Raw genomic sequence first — 16810 nt, 5'->3', positions numbered from 1 at the left:
ACCGTTCCAATTCCGAGGAGGAGACGTGACTCGACGTCCCAGTATCCGCGAAGTGTCACAGCTAGCCGGGGTGTCATTAGGAACTGCCTCCAATGTTCTCAATCATCCGGAACGGGTTTCCGACCACACGCGTAAAAAAGTCGAAGCAGCTATCGAGAAACTCGGCTTTATTCCCTCCGAAGCCGGGCGCCGGTTACGTAGAGTCGATTCCAAATTGGTTGGCGTTCTCGTCTTCGATGTTGCCAATCCGTTTTTCGCTGCTGCCGCGAGTGCAATCGAAGCCCGTTTAGCAGAAGAGTCGTGTTTTCCTGTTATCGGCTCAACAGGAGGAGATCCCGAGCGCGAAGCCGGTTTGCTTCGCCTGTTACTCGGCCAGGAAGTACGCGGAATAATTCTAACACCGTCCGCCGGCGCCGAAAAAAGTCTGGAACTCCTCGAAACTCGGAGAATTCCCCTCGTCCTGCTTGATCATCCCGCACTCAAAGCCGGGATGAATGCCGTTTCCGTTGATGACACCAGAGGCGCGGAAATCGCCATTGAGCATCTTCGAGAGCTTGGTCATCACCACATTGGATTCATCAATGGCTCAGCTAAGGTACGGCAGGCGCAAGCACGAAGAATAGGGGTACGCCAAACCGTTATGAAATCCGATGACTTTCTGACGTTGGTGGAAATTAGCGCTGAGCGTTTTGATGCGGCCAGCGGTGAACGAGCCATGACGAAGCTCCTCGCCACCCACCCGGAAGTTACTGCTGTTTTTTGCGCTAACGACTCCCTCGCGATCGGAGCAATGCGAGCTGCCAGACGACATCATCTAGCTATTCCCCGTGATATGTCCATCATTGGCTTTGACGATATTGACGTTGCCCGCGAACTCATCACCCCGCTGACAACTATTCGTCAGCCTATGGAGCAACTCGGAGAAACCGCTGCTCACCTTCTTTTGGAGCAACCTTCGGAAGCGCAAGACATTGCTTTTATTCCCGAGCTTGTAGTTCGGGAATCGACAGCACCCCCACGACCGCAGACTCATTGATGCTCAGGAATCGCATTCCTACACCTTTTAATCGAGTAATACGGCAAAGCGTATAAATAGCTGACCTACGTTTTCCTATGGGCAAATTTATTTGCCGCTTGACGTTGAAACGTATCAAACGTAGTATTTCAGTACGGATTGAAACCTTTCAATCCTTCAACGAAGGAGTTGACTTATGGTTAGCACCCCGACTGTTGACCAGATTTTGAATGACACGACGCAGAAGTCTGATTCAAGATGTGGCTTTGTTTTACGAGTCCGTGAAGACAAGTTGGATGAATATCTCCAAGCGCACTGCCATGTATGGGAAGAGATGCGCGATGCCTTGTCACGTTCCGGATGGCGGAACTACTCACTCTTCGTCGATCCGGAAACCGCCGTTGTTTTTGGCTATTTCGAAGCTGACGACGTATGGCAAGCAATGAACTGCATGGAAAACGAGGAGATTAACACCAAGTGGCAGGCCGAGATGGCTCAGTACTTTGTACAGCCTGACGGCGGCACAAACTACTTCTTATCTCAGTATTTCTATCTTCAGTGACATCTGATTTCAACGGAGAGAACATGTCAAAAAAGCCATTAACCGGATGGAAGGCAACGATTGCCGTTTCCATGTCCAACTACATCGACTCAGGGTCTATTATTGCGATTGCCACCTCGCTTGGTTTTTGGGGTGCCGCGTACTTCCCCGACGACAACGGCAGAATCGCGGGACTGCTTGCCGCTTTTAGTTCCAATGCTTTCGGTGCCGCTATCGGTGCCCTTATTGGCGGACCTCTATGTGACAAATACGGACGAAAAGTCATCTACACGTACGACCTCCTCGTTTACGCACTGGGTGGACTCATTGTGGTCTTCGCCGGTAACCTCCCCATGCTCTTCATAGGTTTTGTCATTATCGGACTCGCAGTTGGTGCATCAGTTCCAGCCGGATGGACATATATTGCAGAATTCGCACCGACTGAAAGTCGCGGCAGACACATTGGAGCAACCCAGTTGGCCTGGTCATTCGGACCGTTTATCGGTTTTGGTCTCGCGAGCGCCGTTACACCTCTGGGCCTGCTCGGATCCCGACTCGTCTTTGCCCACCTCGTGGTTATCGCTTTGATTACCTGGTATATCCGCCGCAACCTGGAAGAATCAGAGGCTTGGGAGCAGGCCAAGGGTGGTTCCGAAACCAAACCACCGTCGATGTTCCAGTCCTTCAAGGCACTTTTCTCCTGGAAGTGCAATATCCGCGCATTGGTATTCCTTGCGGTTATCTACACTTGCTGGAACCAAGCCGCCTCGCAAAACGGTATTTTCCTCCCGACCATCCTCAATAGCGTTGGCTACGACCAACTGGCGTCGAACCTCTTCTCCATGCTGTCGTGGGGCGTCGTCATTATCGGCACGGTCTTCTTCATGTACTTCGTGGATACGATGCCGTACCGCACCCACTTCTTCATCGGTGCTGTTCTGGCCATCGTCGCCTGGCTCATCCTCATCTTCGGACCTTCCGATTCCGCATTCACCGCTTTCGGCTACGCGATCATCTGGGGTATTTCAGCCGGGCCTTCCGCCCAGGCCTTCTACTCGGTGTGGGCACCGGAGCTCTTCGCAACCCCGTACCGTGCCGGCGCTCAGGGAATCATCTTCTTCCTGGTGCGAGTCGCATCCGGCCTCATTTCCCTCATCTTCCCGGTCATTCTCCAGTGGGAGAACGGACTCATGATCGACGGACTAATCCTTATCGGATTCCTCTCGATTTCTCTCATTGTTGGCACTCTTGGCGCACCGAAGACCCAAGGGAAGTCGCTCGAGCAAATCGAGGTCGAGCGGTACGGGCGGGTTGTTTCAGCTGCGTCGTCGAAATAGAACCGCAAAGAAATATTGAGAAAGGAACAGAAACATGGTGAAACTCGGTGATCTCAGCGCAAAGAATCGCGAGATCCTAGAACGGCAAGATGTTGAACTCCCTTCGTGGGCCTTTGGAAATTCCGGCACGCGTTTCCGGGTATTCACGACACCTGGCGTCCCGCGCGACCCCTTCGAGAAAGTTTCTGATGCGGCACAGGTAAATGCCTATACTCATGCCGCCTCCAAAGTTTCCCTCCACATCCCGTGGGACCTCACTGATGATTACAATGCGCTACGCAAGCATGCCGAGGATCTGGGTGTCACAATCGGGACGATCAATTCCAATGTTTTCCAGGATGAGGATTACAAGTTCGGCTCCCTATGCAACGTCAACCCAAAGATCCGCCAGAAGGCCATCGATCACCATAAGCAGTGTATCGATATCATGCGTAAAACCGGATCGAAGGATCTGAAGATTTGGCTGGCTGATGGCACCAACTATCCCGGGCAGGATTCCATCCGAGAACGCCAGGATCGCCTGGCAGAATCGCTAGCAGAAATCTACGCGGAACTTGACGACGATATGCGGCTGGTTCTGGAGTACAAGTTCTTCGAGCCTGCGTTCTACCACACCGATGTTCCAGACTGGGGCACGTCCCTTGTTCAGTGCCAGGCGCTGGGTGAACGAGCCATGGTAGTCCTTGATACCGGACACCATGCACCCGGAACCAATATCGAATTTATCGTGGCTCAACTCCTTCGAGTAGGGCGCCTTGGTGCATTTGACTTCAATTCTCGGTTCTACGCTGACGATGATCTCATTGTGGGGGCTGCTGATCCGTTCCAGCTGTTCCGAATTCTCAATGAGATTGTTGCGGCTGGCGCATTGGACGAAGGATCGCCAGTGAATTTCATGCTTGATCAATGCCATAACTTGGAAGAAAAGATCCCGGCTGAAATTCGGTCCGTGACTAACGTGCAGGAAATGACGGCAAAGGCGCTACTCGTTGATCGAGACGCTCTTAAGGAAAAGCAAGTAGCCGGAGATGTTCTCGGGGCAAACGACATTCTCATGGATGCCTTCTACACGGATGTCCGCGGACTCTTGGGCGAATTGCGTGAGGCACAGGGCCTTGATCCAGATCCCATGCGGGCCTTTATGGAATCAGGCTATCTGGAAAAGATCCGGAAGGAACGGATCGGTGGAACACAGGCAAGCTGGGGAGCCTAAAGCTTCCTCACTTCTCTGTGGGAACCTCGCTGACCATCCCGCGCTGAAGTATTGAGCGCTCGACACGCTTCGGGCCGAGCTCTTACGGGCCCGGCCCGAAGCCCCACATGAGGAATTCGAGTAATGAAAACTTTTGTTGCTATCGATTTGGGAGCTTCTTCCGGCAGAGTCATGACCGGCTCTATTACCGAAGGAAAACTAAAGTCGACAAGTGAAATCACTAGATTCCCAAACGGACCTATCTGTGTTCCAGGCACCGAAAAGAATAATCTTTTCTGGCCAATGATTCAGGTGTGGGAGCATATTCGCGCGTCTCTCAGGACCTTGCGCGAAACGCCTATCGAATCAATTGGCGTAGATACCTGGGCGGTTGATTACGGCCTCCTCGGTCCGGAAGGGGGACTCATCAGTCCACCCTTTAGTTATCGTGACAGTAGAACTCACGGGGTTCCTAAAAAACTGTATTCCCGCTACTCAGCAACCGATATTTACACCCATAACGGCCTGCAAAACATCGATATCAATACGGTTTTCCAATTGCTAGCTGCCGCTAACAGTGCAGACTATCGACCGGCCCTCAAACAGGCGGAATCACTTCTTCTACTGCCAGATCTCGTCAATTATTGGCTTACCGGAAAGAAGTATGCCGAGATAACAAATGCTTCCTCGACCGGCTTCGTCAACCCCCGCACCAGATCTTGGTCACGCGAGATGACCAGCGTGTATGAAGAAATTTCCGGTATTGATATCTACGCGAAATTACCCGAACTCATTGAGCCGGGAAATCGAATTGGTACTGTTCAGCGTGAGATCTGCGATCTACGTACGCAGAGTGGAGAAACCACTCCGGTGGTTGCAGTAGGTAGTCACGATACCGCGTCCGCGGTTGCGGCTATCCCGGCCACGAGCCAGAACTTCGCCTTCATTTCGTGTGGAACGTGGTCATTGGCCGGACTCGAATTAGCGGCGCCGATCCTCAGCGAAGAGTCGAGGCAGGCAAACTTCACTAATGAACTCGGTGTTGATGGAACCACCCGGTACTTGAAGAACATTATGGGAATGTGGATCTTCAATGGGTGCGTGGCTCAATGGAGAGAGCAAGATCCTTGCCTGTCGATTGATAAGGTCATTTCTCTTGCGGCAGCAGCACCCTCCCTTCGCACGGTTATCGATGTTAATGACCCGGTCTTTGCAACACCCGGAGACATGATCGCACGGATCGATTCTCTAGCCGAGGCAAGCGGGCAATCGCGACCCCGAGACATTGGGGAATATGCCCGTTGTATCACCGATTCTTTGGCTCTCGCACATGCCCAAACAATTGAACAGGCTGCACATCTTGCACAGGTAGATATTGATGTCATTCATATCGTCGGAGGGGGATCTCAGAACAAATTATTGTGTCAACTAACTGCCGATGCGTGCGGACTTCCCGTCGTCGCAGGCCCTACGGAAGCAACGGCGCTTGGAAATCTTTTACTCCAGGCACGAGCAGCTGGTTCGATATCGGATTCACTTACCTCACTGCGTGAGGTTGTACGTGCATCGACCGAACTTACCCGCTATACACCGCAGAACAATCAGAGCGTTTGGCAAGAAGCCCGACGTCGCATTTTCTAATAAGGATGGAGAGACCATGACTTCTCAATTAACTGTTGACGCGCTCCTGGAACAAATGGGAGTAACGGGGCGTCGCCTCGACCACCTGCACGCCGCGGAAGCTGGCGCTGGAAATATTTCCATTTCCGTTGATTGGAATACCGATCTCGAATCAGTTTTCCCAGAGAAGCAGGCTGGTGTCAAGCTTCCCTGGAAGGTACCCGCCTTGGCGGGAAGGACGGTATTTGTGACAGGATCAGGGTGCCGTTTGCGCGAAGTGGCAGATGCGCCTGAAAAGAATGTTTCTGCCTTTATTGTGGATGAGGGCGGCGAAACCGGTACCTGGTACACACATCCAGATAGGCTGTATCAACGCCCCACGAGCGAATTCAATTCACACCTCGCGGTGCATAACGACCAGGTAGCTCAGCGCGGCGTGAGTTTCCAAGCTATTGTGCACGCGCAGCCTCCGTACCTTGTCGCCCTCTCCCATATTCCCGAGACTCTCAATAACAAGGATTTCAATCGAATGATCTTCCGGTGGGAGCCGGAAACCATTGTTCAAGTCCCAGAAGGTATCGCCGTTCTCGAATTCATGGTTCCCGGTAGTGATGAGCTCATGGAGAACAATGTCATCGGCCTTCGCGATCATCGCATCGCATTGTGGGCGAAGCACGGAATTATGGTTCGTTCTGATTCCTCCGCGCTTTCCGCAGTCGATACCATCGAGTACCTTGAGACCGGCGCCATGTACGAACACATGAACGCAGCAAGTGGAGGAAAAGGTACCGGCCTGAGCGATGACGAAATCCGCCGGGTCGTATCCGCATTCAATGTGACGACCGATATGTACTAATAGACACAATTAATAGACACAATATCCGAGAGCTATTAGCTCTCTTTGCCCTCCTGGACGCTGGGCCGCGGCGGCGCGGGGATCTCCCGCTCGCCCTGGCTCAGCGTCCAGCTGAGGAGGAGCACCGTGATACCGGCGAAAGGCACCACGCACAGGCCGGTGCGCAGCCCGAAAGTATCGGCAACCATACCCACAATAGGCGGGGAAACAAGGAAACCGATGCGCATGAGCCACGAAATGACCGTCAGGCCCGTGCCCGGCTTGAGGCCGGGCAGCTCATCGGCCTGCTGAATCGCCGCGGGAACCAGCGTGGCCGAACCGAAACCGGCCACCGCGAAACCGGCAATCGTGCCCGGCACGCTCGGGAACAGCAAAGCCAGGCCCATCCCCACGGTAATGAGGGCTGCCCCGCCCTGGGCCACGGTGCGCCGCCCGAAGCGATCCACCAGCCCATCGCCCAGCAGCCGCCCCACAAATTGCGAACCGACCAGACCCACGTACCCTGCCGCGGCCAGCCCGCCCACGGCGCCGAGCTGCCCCACATACAGGGTCGCCCAGCTGGATCCGGCATCCTCGATAAGCCCACCCATCGTGGCAATGAGAACAAGGGCACCGAGCATTGCCGCGGTACGGAAACTCAGCGGCGCGGCTCCGTGCTTAGCCTCGGATAGGTTCGACGACGCCGACCCATCTCCCAGCGCGCCTGCCCCGGCACCGGCGTGCCCTGCCGCATCACCGCCCGGGCCGGGATCTGCGGCGTCGTTCCCCGGCAAACAGAAGCACCGGGCCACCAGCGCAACCGCAGCCCACACTATCCCGGACATAACCATATGCGCGGGCACCGGCAATCCGATCCAGATCGCGCCGGCGGACATGAGTCCACCACTCATCGCGCCCACGGACCAGGTCGCGTGGAAAGTATTAATAATCGAGCGGCCGTAGTGGCGCTGCACCCGCAAGCCGTGCGCATTTTGCCCCACGTCGGTGGCCGCATCGCAGGCGCCCCCGAGGAACATGCCGGCCGCGAAGAAGATTCCGGTGGGGCCCACACCCGCCACAATAAGCCCGAGCGCGGTGAGAAGCGTGCCCGCGACCGCCACCGGCGCAGAACCGAATTTACGAATAAGTGGCGCGGCGAAAATCCCCGCGATAATGCCGCCGGCTGGGAAAGCCGCGAGCGCGAGGCCGTACACGGCGTTGTCGAGCTCGTGGATACGCTTGAGTTCGGGGAAACGCGGCACAATATTGGCGAAAATCGCGCCGTTGGTGAAGAAGAGCGCGCTCACAGCCAGGCGGGCATGGCGCAATTGGGTAGCGCTGTAGTGGCGCGAACTCGGCGGGCGGCGGCGCCGCGAAACATAGGACTGCTCAGTCACAACGATCCTTTGCGTGCGGTTCTTGTGCATGCGGTGTTAACGCCTCCACCCTACCGAGAAAAGCGCAGCCGCGAGAATACCCACGCACGCGCCTACCGGCAAAGAAAACCCGCGGGTAGCGCTCCCGAAAAACGCCACCCGCGGGTTTACTAGCCGGTTGCAACCGGGGATTAGATCTTCTCACCTCCGGTCGTTTCCTGCGCCGGCAGCGCTAGGGAAATTGCGAAGGCGATAACTGCGCATACCAAACCAACAATCGCGGCCTGCGAGTACCCGGCGGTAATATCGCCGGCCACCGCATTACGGGCCACGAAGGAAGCCATCACCCCGGTACCCACGCCCGCACCCAAATTGAAGGCTGCGGAGGTTAGGCCCGGGAGCACTCCCGGCCGGGTAGGCGAGGCATAAAGCACACCCATGGCATTAAGCGTGGTATTGGACATCGCGGTATAGGTAGCACCCATAAGGAAGGCCAGGGTGAAGAGCACCCAGCGGTTCTCGAATCCGAAAACCACCACACCGGTAATGAGCACGATGCTGCCCAGCAGCCCGGCGCGCAGAATCGCGCGGTAGCCCAAGCGCGGGGCGTACTTACCCACGAAGGGCGCCAGCAGCCAGCCCAGTAGCGAGAAGGGGGTGAGGTAGAGCAGTGCGGATTCGGTACCGCCCATACCCAAGCCGTTCTCCACATCCTGAGATACCGCCGGGATAAGGTACATGAGTACCGAGAAAGCGGAAGCCAGGGTGAAGAACGCGGTACCGGTCACACCCCAGGTTTGACGTTTGACCAGTTCGGGCAGCGGAACCAACGGATCCGCAACCCTGCGCTCCACCAGCACGAAAGCTATGGCTAGCACCACCGCCGCGACAATCGCAGCGATAGTCCACGTATTCCCCCAGCCCAGCGAACCAAAGCCGAAAGTAAGTGCCATATTCGCCGACCATAGCGAACCGGTCAGGGTCATCGCCCCACCCCAGTCCATGCGGCTGGCGGCAGGAACTCGGGTTTCCGGCACCCAGGCCACCACACAGATGAGGGCGAGTACTTCCAGCGCCAGAATGGTCCAGAAAATACCCTTGTAGCCGGCGTGGTCCACAATCACTCCGCCCAGCAGAGTGTCGATGCCGGCCACCCCGGAATTAATCGCGGCAACTAAACCAATATAGAAACCGTATTTCTTCGGGTGGAGGATGGCGCGCAGGGTGAGATTGCCCAGCGCGAAAGTAGCCCCGCAGAAACCTTGCAGGAAACGCCCCACCATGAGCATGGCCACGCTACTGGTTACCAGCACCAGCACTGTTCCGACCACCATAAAGCTCACTGAAATAAGGAGAGTTACTCGCCGCCCGATTTTATCGGCCAGCGGCGGGAAGAAAATCGCGAGCGCCGCGGCCACCGCGAGGAAGACCGTGGAACTCCAGCCGATCACGCCCGCATTGGTATTGAGGGCGCTGGCCATATCGCCGATGGCCGGTGCCAGCATCGTGGCATTGAGCTGGAAACTCGCGATCACCAGCATGAGGGCAGTGAGCACCAGTTTCGGGTTGATCGCGCGATTCCCGGCGGCGCGCACCGTGGTCCCCTCAATAAATTCGGAGGGGAGCTCCCTCGAAAGTTCAGCCATGGAATTCTCCTTCACATTAGGAACCGATATCCGGCAGAACTAAGCCAGGCCCGCGAAAGGCTGATTCGGGGTGGTCTCTAGCGCGAGCAGCGCATCCAGGCGCGCGAAGAAAGCCTCCTTATCCGCTTCCTCCACCACATAGGCATTGGCGGGCAGCGGGAATTTCTCCCAGGCCATCGCCGAATATCCGCGCGTGAGCTCCGAACCGGTTTCAATATCCACCCGGTAGCGGTTTTCACTCAGGATGAGTTCCGGGTGCAGGAGGGTGGCAAGGGTCATGGAGTCAGGATGCGTGGACCCATCCACGCCCACCGATTCATTGAAGTCCAGGGTGGTATCGCACACCTTCTTAAAGAACTTCGCGAGCGTGGTGTCCTTATCGGCCAGCGCATTGTATTCCGCGCGAGTAATGGTGGCATCCCGCAAGGTAATGGGATCCCAGGTCACCACGTGAATATCCTCAAATCCAGCCGTAAACACGATCTGGGCCGCTTCGGGATCCACATAGAAATTAAATTCGGCCGCGGAAATCGTATTTCCACGGCCGTTATTGGATCCACCCATAATGTAGAGACTCTTAACATTCTTCACGAAATTGCGGTCCTTGACCACCGCGGTCGCAATATTCGTCAGTGGCCCGATCGCTACCACGCTCACCTCACCCGGTTGGGCAGCGGTGATACGAAGAAGAGCATCAACGGCGTGCTCATCCTCCACGTGCGTCGTCGTAAAATCGATGCTCAGCCCGCCGGTGCCGTCACCGTGCACGTCCTCCGCGGATACCCACTCGCGCAGCATCGGCTGCGAACAACCCACGTGAATGGGAACTTCGCCGAGCTTACCGGCAGCATTAAGCGTCATCTGCGCATTTTTGATCTGCCGCTCAAAACCAACATTTCCGGCCACCATGGTGATGGCCCGCAAATCAGCCCGCTCATCGAGAAGGCCGAAAAGAATCGCCACGCAATCATCCTGCGCGGTATCAGTATCGAGGATAAAAGGTACCTTCGTCATGAGTGCTCCTAGTAACTCTCGTGGCCGTTTTCCCCGGTCACAATGGCAACCGAGTTCGACGATCCCACCAGGGCCGCTCCGGCCCGGATCAAAGATAGTGCATGGTCAAAGGTGGAGATGCCACCTGATCCCTTGATGAGAACGCCCGCGGGTGCCAAGCTCTTCAAGAACTTAATGGATTCGACGCTCGCCTTTTCCACCGAACCGGACGACGCATTTTTGAGGTACTTCACACCTGCTTCCACGGAAAGCTCCACCGCGGCGCGGCGTTCGTCCTCGGTGAGGAGCGGCAGTTCCAGCATCACTTTAACGGGCACACCCGCGGCGACGACGCCGGCAATATCATCACGGAACTTGTCGTATTCGCCGTCTTTGAGCCACCCGATCTGCACCCCGATATCGATTTGGGTGGCGCCGGCTTTCACCAGCGCTTCGGCTTCCGCCGCTTTTCCGGCCGAGGTCATCACCCCGGTGGTCGGGAAATCAAGAGCCGAAGCCACCTCAATCCCGGTACCTTCCAAGACCTTCGCGGTAATGGGCACCTGGGATCCGGCTACCATCGCCGCGTTGAATCCGTATTCAATAGCCTGCTCCGCGTGCCGGATCGATTCGGCCCGCGTGGTTCCGGTCTTAATGAGGGTATGTTGAATATACGGGGCTAAATCGCGCGGGTTCGTAATATCTTCCGGCGCAATACGCGTGGTTTTTTCCATTATTTATCCTTCCGTTCGGATTGTTATGAGTTACGTGAAAGCACGACGGCGCAGCGTTCAGCACCGAAGCGGGTGTGAAGATCATCAATGCTGGGTATACCCGGCAGCACTCCTTCCTTTTCTACGGTGAGTGCGCCAGCACAATTCGCGAAGCGAGCCGCCTCCACCGGTCCGGCCCCGCAGGTGAGCGCCGCCGCGAGCGCCGCATTCGTGGCATCCCCCGCCCCGGTGGTATCCACGACAGCCCGCGGTTTCTCCGCGGGGATTTTCTCCGGCTCGCCGCCGCTTTCGCACACATAGCAGCCCTCCGCCCCGTGGGTGAGCACCACGGTGCAGTCCAGAGCTTGAGCGATGCGTGCGGCCTTTTCTTGGGGTGAGAGGGCCGCGAGCGCGGTGGCGTCGTCGTCGCTCCCTAGCATGCGCAGGAGCGCAAGCGCTTCTGTTTCGTTCGGGGTGATAACGTCAACCTGCCGCAAGACGTGCTCGGGCAGGAGTGGCACCGGAGCCGGGTTGAGAATAACGCGCGCCCCAGCCGCGCGCCCGAACGTGATGGCGCGAGCCACGCTCGCCGCGGGAATTTCGCAGGAAATAAGGACGGTATCCACGCTTTCGAAAATGGCGGCGTGCGCGCCGATATCCGCCGGGCTGAGCTGGTCCAAAACCCCGTTGGCGAGGATAATGCGATTCTCTCCGGTGGCGTCCGTAATAATCGCACCGACCATAGTGACGCCTTCTTTGGTGATCGCGGCGGAGGCGTCCACCCCTTCGGCCGCCCACATCTCACGCGCGGCATGCGCGTACCAATCTGAACCGACAGCGGTGAGTAAGCTGACCGGGATACCTAAGCGAGCTACCCCAACAGCCTGGTTCGATGCTTTGCCACCGTGTTCCTGGCTGAAGCGGGCCCCGGAAATGGTTTCGCCATCCACGGGCGGGCGCTCGGTGAAAAATGACAGGCCGACGCCATAGCCGCCGACAACAAGTATTCGCATTGCTCCCCCTCGAACTCGTGCGTTAAGGCGAGGGTAGCAGTGTGAACAAGCACATACAAGTAGGTACAGCTAGTGAACAAGTTTAGGAAGGTAGCGGGGCGCGATGCACGATGGAGTGAATACGCAAGCGATCCGGGCGAATCCAGATCCGCGAGGTTTCGACCGGGCGGTCGGAAGCATCGTAGGTTACCTGCTTCATATCGATGAGCGGGAATCCGTGCGGAACTCCGAGGATCCGCGCGAGATTGCGATCAGCACCGATGGCGGAAATAGTGCGGCTGCCGTGCGAGAGGGCGATGCCCAGATCGCTTTCCAGGGTGCCGAAGAGGGAATTTTCCGCGTAATCCTGTTTGACGAGGATGGCACGTTCCGCGCAGAGCGGAGGCAGAACCACCCAATTATCAAGGAGGGTGATGGAACCTTCGCCGTCGCCACGCATGCGGCGCAGGTGGAAAATACTGCCTTCAACTCCCAGCGCGACAGCAATCGGCGGCGGGGCAGGAATGACTTCCTGGGTGAGGACGCGGGTGGTGTAGTCAATTCCGCGCTGCTCAAGCTCCTCAGCGAGGGTGGTGAGGGAGGAGGTGAGCGGCGAACGCACAATATCGTGGGCGATAAAAGTGCCGCGCCCGCGCACTCGCACCAGCAGACCTTCGTCAATGAGCTGATCCACGGCTTTGCGTAGAGTTCCCCGGGCCACATTGAGCTGTTCCGCGAGGGTGATTTCCATGGGAAGCTGATCGCCGCGCCGCCACGCGCCGGTACTTACTTGTTCACGCATCCAGGTAGCGAGCTGCCGAAAAATGGGAGTGGGGGCGCTGCGGTCGAGAGTCGGGGACTCATTATGCATGGTTCCTCACCATCGCTTCCTGGACTTCACTGTTCTTAGCTCGGGCTGCCTTGCCCGGTAGCTCTAGGGTACCGCGCGGCCTGGAAGGGCGCTGGAAAACTCCTGATGGTGGGCTGGCGGGCGCGGGAGTGGGCCCGACCAGCACGGCTCAGGCGCCGAGATTTCCGAACGCCACCACGTGCACACCATCAGGGCGGGTATAACTCAAGCCCGATCCGGTCACCACCACGAGGAGCGGATCCAGGCTTTTTACATACCGCTGCGCGAAACGCTGTAAATTCGCGGCGGCACTGTCAATAATGCTCGGAACAGATCCAAGTTTCACTTCTACCAGCACCGTTCGCCCAGCAATATCCAGAATGGCATCCACTTCCAGCCCATCGGCGCTGCGTCCGTGATAAATATCGGTACGCGCCAGGTAACGTAAATCGTGCACAACCTGGGATTCGAAAAGCTGCCCGAAAAACTCCAGATCATCCAAGAGCTCGCGCTCGCTCGCGTGCAATGCGGCGACGGCAAGCGCCGGATCGGCCAGGTGGTGCTTGGGCGCTTCTCGTAACGGCGCTGGAGAGCGCAGATGCGCACGCCAGGCTTGCTGAGGCGTCGTAATGAAAATACGCTGCAAAGAATCGAGGTATTCACGTACTGAATCACGTGCCAAACCGGTATCGCGCGCCAGCGCGCTCATGGACATTTCCGTTGCCACACCACGCGCGAGGGAGGTGAGGAGGGCCGCGACGCGCTGCGGGTCGCGATATGTATTATCCGGAATTCTAATATCGACGGCGCACACGGTCTCCAGATAATCACGATTATTAGCACGAGCTTGTTCCGTGCTGAGCTCAAGGTTTCCAGGCCACCCACCGTGCACAATCCGCTGCGCGATATCCGGAACGGTGAGAGCGGAGGACGTTGGTGTTAGCGCAGTTCCCGAAGGTAATTGCGCGAGTTCACTCAGGGAGACAGCGCTGTCACTATGCCCGGTTTCCGCGAACGTCATGGTTCCCATGACGATTCGCGCGAACCTTCCCGCGCCGCTATGCCGAGCAGCGCCCTCACCGGGAGCGGTGGAACCGGTGAAAATAAACTGACCCGGGCGGTGACGCCGATCAATTTCATGCCGGGCTAAATCCCATAGCACCGGGAAGACCTGCCATTCGTCTACGAGCCGCGGGGTATCACCTTCAAGGACAAGCTGGGGGAGCACCGCTAATTGTTGTTCGAGTTGAGGATCGATATCCGCCTGGATCGCACTTTTGGCATACCGGCGAGCCGTTTCCGTTTTCCCGCATCCCTTGGGCCCGGTCACGAGCACACCGCCTGCACGCGCCAGCGCATCCTCAAGCTCACGATCTGCGAGCCTGGGCCGGTAGGAAATGCTTTCCTGAACCATATCGCCTGCTTTCATTTTTCCTTGTATTTCGCGCTTTTAGGGCGGAGTCGTCAGTTTGTGAACCGTACAGTCGTCAGTTTATCGGAATTCCAGTCGTCAGTTTGTGGGAATTCCAGTCGTCAGTTTATAGCGCACGGGCAATTTCAATGAGGATATCCTTGTGACAGCCGGCCCCGGAGCGCGGACTGGTCCACAAAAAGCAACCACAACTACATTAACTTTTCTAAATCAGGTGCTGGCGTTGCTTTCTATGAGCTTCTCACTCAAGGCGTTGCATTCTGCAGAGCCTCCGTGCTGTGGCGTTGCTTTTTGAGACCGTCCGCGTCGAGAAGTTGCATCCTGCAAGCCCGCGCGTTGTGCTGTTGCTATTTGTCGGTACCAGCGCCGGGAGGCTGCATTTTACGGGAGGAAGCCAAAGGAAACTAAAGGCTGAGCATCAAAAGAAAATCTGGTGGAGCTAAGGGGACTCGAACCCCTAACCCCCTGCTTGCAAAGCAGGTGCGCTACCAATTGCGCCATAGCCCCTAAGATTCCGGTGCAGGATCCGGAACGTGGTGCCAACGAGAATGCTCATCCATCACGTGCACCAGGGCAGCGACAGCACAACATCCAGCAGCAAGTGAGCCGAGGAAGAAAACAATCCGTTTCATAACCCTCCTCGTAACCGTGGGCCTAGATGGACTCGAACCATCGACCTCAGTCTTATCAGGACTGCGCTCTAACCAACTGAGCTATAGGCCCGGTGACCACATGAGTTTACACCGGCGAGCCGCTGTTTCCAAATCGTTTCGCTTGCGTTTCGCGTCACACCGACTCGATGGCGTGCGCACACACCCTTTTCACGCCCGGGAAACCGCACCCCAACTCGCGTTTTCCCGCACTCTCGCGCGTATTTGTTACGACGACGCCGGCGCCGGCGAAGCCGGCGCGCGCTCCCCGCCTGGCTAACTCAGCCGCAGCAGCCGGCGGAGCGGCACCCCTATCCAAGGAGTCACCAGGCGGATGGCGGGGCCGGTCAGCACCGCTGCCGCCAGGGTGCCTTCTCGCACGCCCACAAGCTCCCCGAGTACCGCGAGTGACAATGCGCTGGCCAGAACAACCAGGGCGGCGTCGTTATAGACCTTGATGGCGCCGAAATTAGTCCAGCGATGCACGCCGAAGCGGCGCACTGTTTTCCGGTAGATGGCGATCACCACACCTTCGCCGGCGTTAACAACCGCCCCGGAGCTCACTTCCACGCAGATTCCCACCGCGAGCACCGCCACCCCGCCCAGGCAGAGTAGCCACTGCTGGGTGTAGCTCGAATAGGTGATCGGCCCGAGGATGGCGCCAGCCGCGTCGATTCCCGTGGCCATAAGGAAAGCCATGGGTAGTTGCAGGAATTCCAGCGGCGGGAATTCCCGGCGCAGCAGCACCAACTGGATCGCAATGAACACCACGTGCATGCACCCGGTGAGGGTACCCACCGAGATGGGCGTCATGCGCGACACTACGTAGGGGAGCGAGGAAATCGGGGAGGTACCCAGGTCAGAAGCGATAGCCAGCTGGATACCAAAGCCCATAATGAATAGGCCCAGGGCCAACACAAGGTAGCGGATAACCCACAGCCACCACGGGGCATGCGCCCTACTCATCGGTGACTGTCAAGCGCAGTCCTCCCACCAGGGCCGCAAAGAGATTGTAGATAAGAGCCGCGATCGCGGAAAGCGCGGTCAAAAGCACAATATGAATAATCCCCACCAACACGGCGAAAGCCATCCAGCGGCCAAATTCCATGTATTCCCCCACCCGTAGCAATTCTTCATTGCCGAGGGTGTCAAAAAGATCCGACATTTGGGAGAACACGTGCATGCCGTCCAGCACGAACCAGATAAGCATCATCGCGATCACGATCATGATGCCAATCGCCACGGAGAGCAGGAAACCGATTTTCATGGCGGACATCGGCTCCACCTTGGCGATGGTCATGCGGATTCGGCGGATTCCCACCGTTTGCTTCGCGGGAGCAGCACCTTCCGGGGCGGATACCCGCGGGTAGGCGCTCGCCCGCTGCCCGCTAACCGCCGTGTGCCCCGCCGCGGCGGCTGACCCGCTGGCGCCCCGCACCGCCGCGCCAGCTGCGCCGCCCGGCCGCGAAGAAGAATGCGCGGGCGCGGAAGCAACGGCCGGACCGCTATGACCCTCCGCAGCCGCGGGCATGGCGCCACGCACCCGGGTTGCCTCCAGTCCCGCACGATCACGCCCGCGGCCGGGCTGATGTTCCGGAGTGTGTTGTGTTTCTGTCAT

16 protein-coding genes and 2 tRNA genes are annotated in these 16810 nt (G+C 57.5%); 6 read left to right on the top strand and 12 right to left on the bottom strand.

What is annotated here, in order from left to right:
- The first annotated feature begins 25 nt into the window (after window positions 1-25).
- The 6 genes from QP828_RS04230 (at window position 26) to QP828_RS04205 (ending at window position 6561) form a co-directional block, all read left to right on the top strand.
- Window positions 26-1036, top strand: coding sequence for a LacI family DNA-binding transcriptional regulator (locus QP828_RS04230; RefSeq protein WP_274732520.1), 1011 nt, complete (start codon window positions 26-28; stop codon window positions 1034-1036).
- Window positions 1037-1211: 175 nt separating this feature from the next.
- On the top strand, window positions 1212-1577 hold the full coding sequence (locus tag QP828_RS04225; protein ID WP_016442073.1) for an L-rhamnose mutarotase: 366 nt from the start codon (window positions 1212-1214) through the stop codon (window positions 1575-1577).
- Between the two features lie 23 nt (window positions 1578-1600).
- On the top strand, window positions 1601-2893 hold the full coding sequence (locus QP828_RS04220; RefSeq protein WP_274732524.1) for an MFS transporter: 1293 nt from the start codon (window positions 1601-1603) through the stop codon (window positions 2891-2893).
- 34 nt (window positions 2894-2927) lie between these two features.
- Window positions 2928-4106, top strand: coding sequence for an L-rhamnose isomerase (gene rhaI, locus QP828_RS04215; protein ID WP_274732526.1), 1179 nt, complete (start codon window positions 2928-2930; stop codon window positions 4104-4106).
- Window positions 4107-4229: 123 nt separating this feature from the next.
- Window positions 4230-5726, top strand: a complete 1497-nt coding sequence (locus tag QP828_RS04210; protein WP_274732528.1) for a rhamnulokinase — start codon at window positions 4230-4232, stop codon at window positions 5724-5726.
- Window positions 5727-5742: 16 nt separating this feature from the next.
- A complete protein-coding gene (locus tag QP828_RS04205; protein WP_274732530.1) occupies window positions 5743-6561 on the top strand; it encodes a class II aldolase/adducin family protein in 819 nt (272 codons plus the stop codon).
- A 35-nt stretch (window positions 6562-6596) separates the two neighbouring features.
- Here QP828_RS04205 and QP828_RS04200 read toward each other — a convergent pair whose 3' ends face one another.
- The 12 genes from QP828_RS04200 to QP828_RS04145 all read right to left on the bottom strand — a co-directional run bounded on the left by QP828_RS04200 (window position 6597) and on the right by QP828_RS04145 (window position 16810).
- Window positions 6597-7937, bottom strand: coding sequence for an MFS transporter (locus tag QP828_RS04200; protein WP_274732532.1), 1341 nt, complete (start codon window positions 7935-7937; stop codon window positions 6597-6599).
- 170 nt (window positions 7938-8107) lie between these two features.
- Window positions 8108-9562 (bottom strand): MFS transporter, encoded by a 1455-nt coding sequence (locus QP828_RS04195; RefSeq protein ID WP_274732534.1) that lies wholly within the window; start codon window positions 9560-9562, stop codon window positions 8108-8110.
- A 39-nt stretch (window positions 9563-9601) separates the two neighbouring features.
- Window positions 9602-10576, bottom strand: coding sequence for a nucleoside hydrolase (locus QP828_RS04190; protein WP_274732536.1), 975 nt, complete (start codon window positions 10574-10576; stop codon window positions 9602-9604).
- An 8-nt stretch (window positions 10577-10584) separates the two neighbouring features.
- Window positions 10585-11289 (bottom strand): deoxyribose-phosphate aldolase, encoded by a 705-nt coding sequence (gene deoC / locus QP828_RS04185; protein ID WP_274732538.1) that lies wholly within the window; start codon window positions 11287-11289, stop codon window positions 10585-10587.
- Window positions 11290-11312: 23 nt separating this feature from the next.
- Window positions 11313-12281: a ribokinase gene (locus tag QP828_RS04180; protein WP_274732540.1), complete on the bottom strand. Its 969-nt coding sequence runs from the start codon at window positions 12279-12281 to the stop codon at window positions 11313-11315.
- An 82-nt stretch (window positions 12282-12363) separates the two neighbouring features.
- On the bottom strand, window positions 12364-13131 hold the full coding sequence (locus QP828_RS04175; protein WP_274732542.1) for a GntR family transcriptional regulator: 768 nt from the start codon (window positions 13129-13131) through the stop codon (window positions 12364-12366).
- A gap of 148 nt (window positions 13132-13279) precedes the next feature.
- Complete coding sequence (locus QP828_RS04170; protein WP_274732544.1) at window positions 13280-14539, bottom strand: ATP-binding protein; 1260 nt, start codon at window positions 14537-14539, stop codon at window positions 13280-13282.
- 434 nt (window positions 14540-14973) lie between these two features.
- A tRNA-Ala gene (locus QP828_RS04165) sits at window positions 14974-15049 on the bottom strand.
- Window positions 15049-15174: a hypothetical protein gene (locus QP828_RS04160; protein ID WP_274732546.1), complete on the bottom strand. Its 126-nt coding sequence runs from the start codon at window positions 15172-15174 to the stop codon at window positions 15049-15051. The genes QP828_RS04165 and QP828_RS04160 overlap by 1 nt, the downstream gene beginning before the upstream one ends.
- A 17-nt stretch (window positions 15175-15191) precedes the next feature.
- Window positions 15192-15265 (bottom strand) — tRNA-Ile (locus tag QP828_RS04155).
- Window positions 15266-15468: 203 nt separating this feature from the next.
- A complete protein-coding gene (locus QP828_RS04150) occupies window positions 15469-16158 on the bottom strand; it encodes a YczE/YyaS/YitT family protein (RefSeq protein ID WP_126135084.1) in 690 nt (229 codons plus the stop codon).
- Window positions 16151-16810: a DUF3566 domain-containing protein gene (locus tag QP828_RS04145; RefSeq protein WP_274732549.1), complete on the bottom strand. Its 660-nt coding sequence runs from the start codon at window positions 16808-16810 to the stop codon at window positions 16151-16153. The genes QP828_RS04150 and QP828_RS04145 overlap by 8 nt, the downstream gene beginning before the upstream one ends.

This window comes from Actinotignum sanguinis, assembly GCF_030230305.1.
GTDB lineage: Bacteria > Actinomycetota > Actinomycetes > Actinomycetales > Actinomycetaceae > Actinotignum > Actinotignum sanguinis.
Note: the sequence above shows the minus strand (reverse complement) of the source record. Positions and strands in the feature narration are given on the sequence as shown.

Bases quoted from the DNA above. Each gene is read 5' to 3' on its own strand.
- QP828_RS04190 (WP_274732536.1), bottom strand. From the start codon at position 10,576: ATGACGAAGGTACCTTTTATCCTCGATACTGATACCGCGCAGGATGAT.
- QP828_RS04150 (WP_126135084.1), bottom strand. From the start codon at position 16,158: ATGAGTAGGGCGCATGCCCCGTGGTGGCTGTGGGTTATCCGCTACCTT.
- QP828_RS04180 (WP_274732540.1), bottom strand. From the start codon at position 12,281: ATGCGAATACTTGTTGTCGGCGGCTATGGCGTCGGCCTGTCATTTTTC.
- QP828_RS04210 (WP_274732528.1), top strand. From the start codon at position 4,230: ATGAAAACTTTTGTTGCTATCGATTTGGGAGCTTCTTCCGGCAGAGTC.
- QP828_RS04220 (WP_274732524.1), top strand. From the start codon at position 1,601: ATGTCAAAAAAGCCATTAACCGGATGGAAGGCAACGATTGCCGTTTCC.
- deoC (WP_274732538.1), bottom strand. From the start codon at position 11,289: ATGGAAAAAACCACGCGTATTGCGCCGGAAGATATTACGAACCCGCGC.
- QP828_RS04145 (WP_274732549.1), bottom strand. From the start codon at position 16,810: ATGACAGAAACACAACACACTCCGGAACATCAGCCCGGCCGCGGGCGT.
- rhaI (WP_274732526.1), top strand. From the start codon at position 2,928: ATGGTGAAACTCGGTGATCTCAGCGCAAAGAATCGCGAGATCCTAGAA.
- QP828_RS04170 (WP_274732544.1), bottom strand. From the start codon at position 14,539: ATGAAAGCAGGCGATATGGTTCAGGAAAGCATTTCCTACCGGCCCAGG.
- QP828_RS04160 (WP_274732546.1), bottom strand. From the start codon at position 15,174: ATGAAACGGATTGTTTTCTTCCTCGGCTCACTTGCTGCTGGATGTTGT.
- QP828_RS04205 (WP_274732530.1), top strand. From the start codon at position 5,743: ATGACTTCTCAATTAACTGTTGACGCGCTCCTGGAACAAATGGGAGTA.
- QP828_RS04195 (WP_274732534.1), bottom strand. From the start codon at position 9,562: ATGGCTGAACTTTCGAGGGAGCTCCCCTCCGAATTTATTGAGGGGACC.
- QP828_RS04225 (WP_016442073.1), top strand. From the start codon at position 1,212: ATGGTTAGCACCCCGACTGTTGACCAGATTTTGAATGACACGACGCAG.
- QP828_RS04175 (WP_274732542.1), bottom strand. From the start codon at position 13,131: ATGCATAATGAGTCCCCGACTCTCGACCGCAGCGCCCCCACTCCCATT.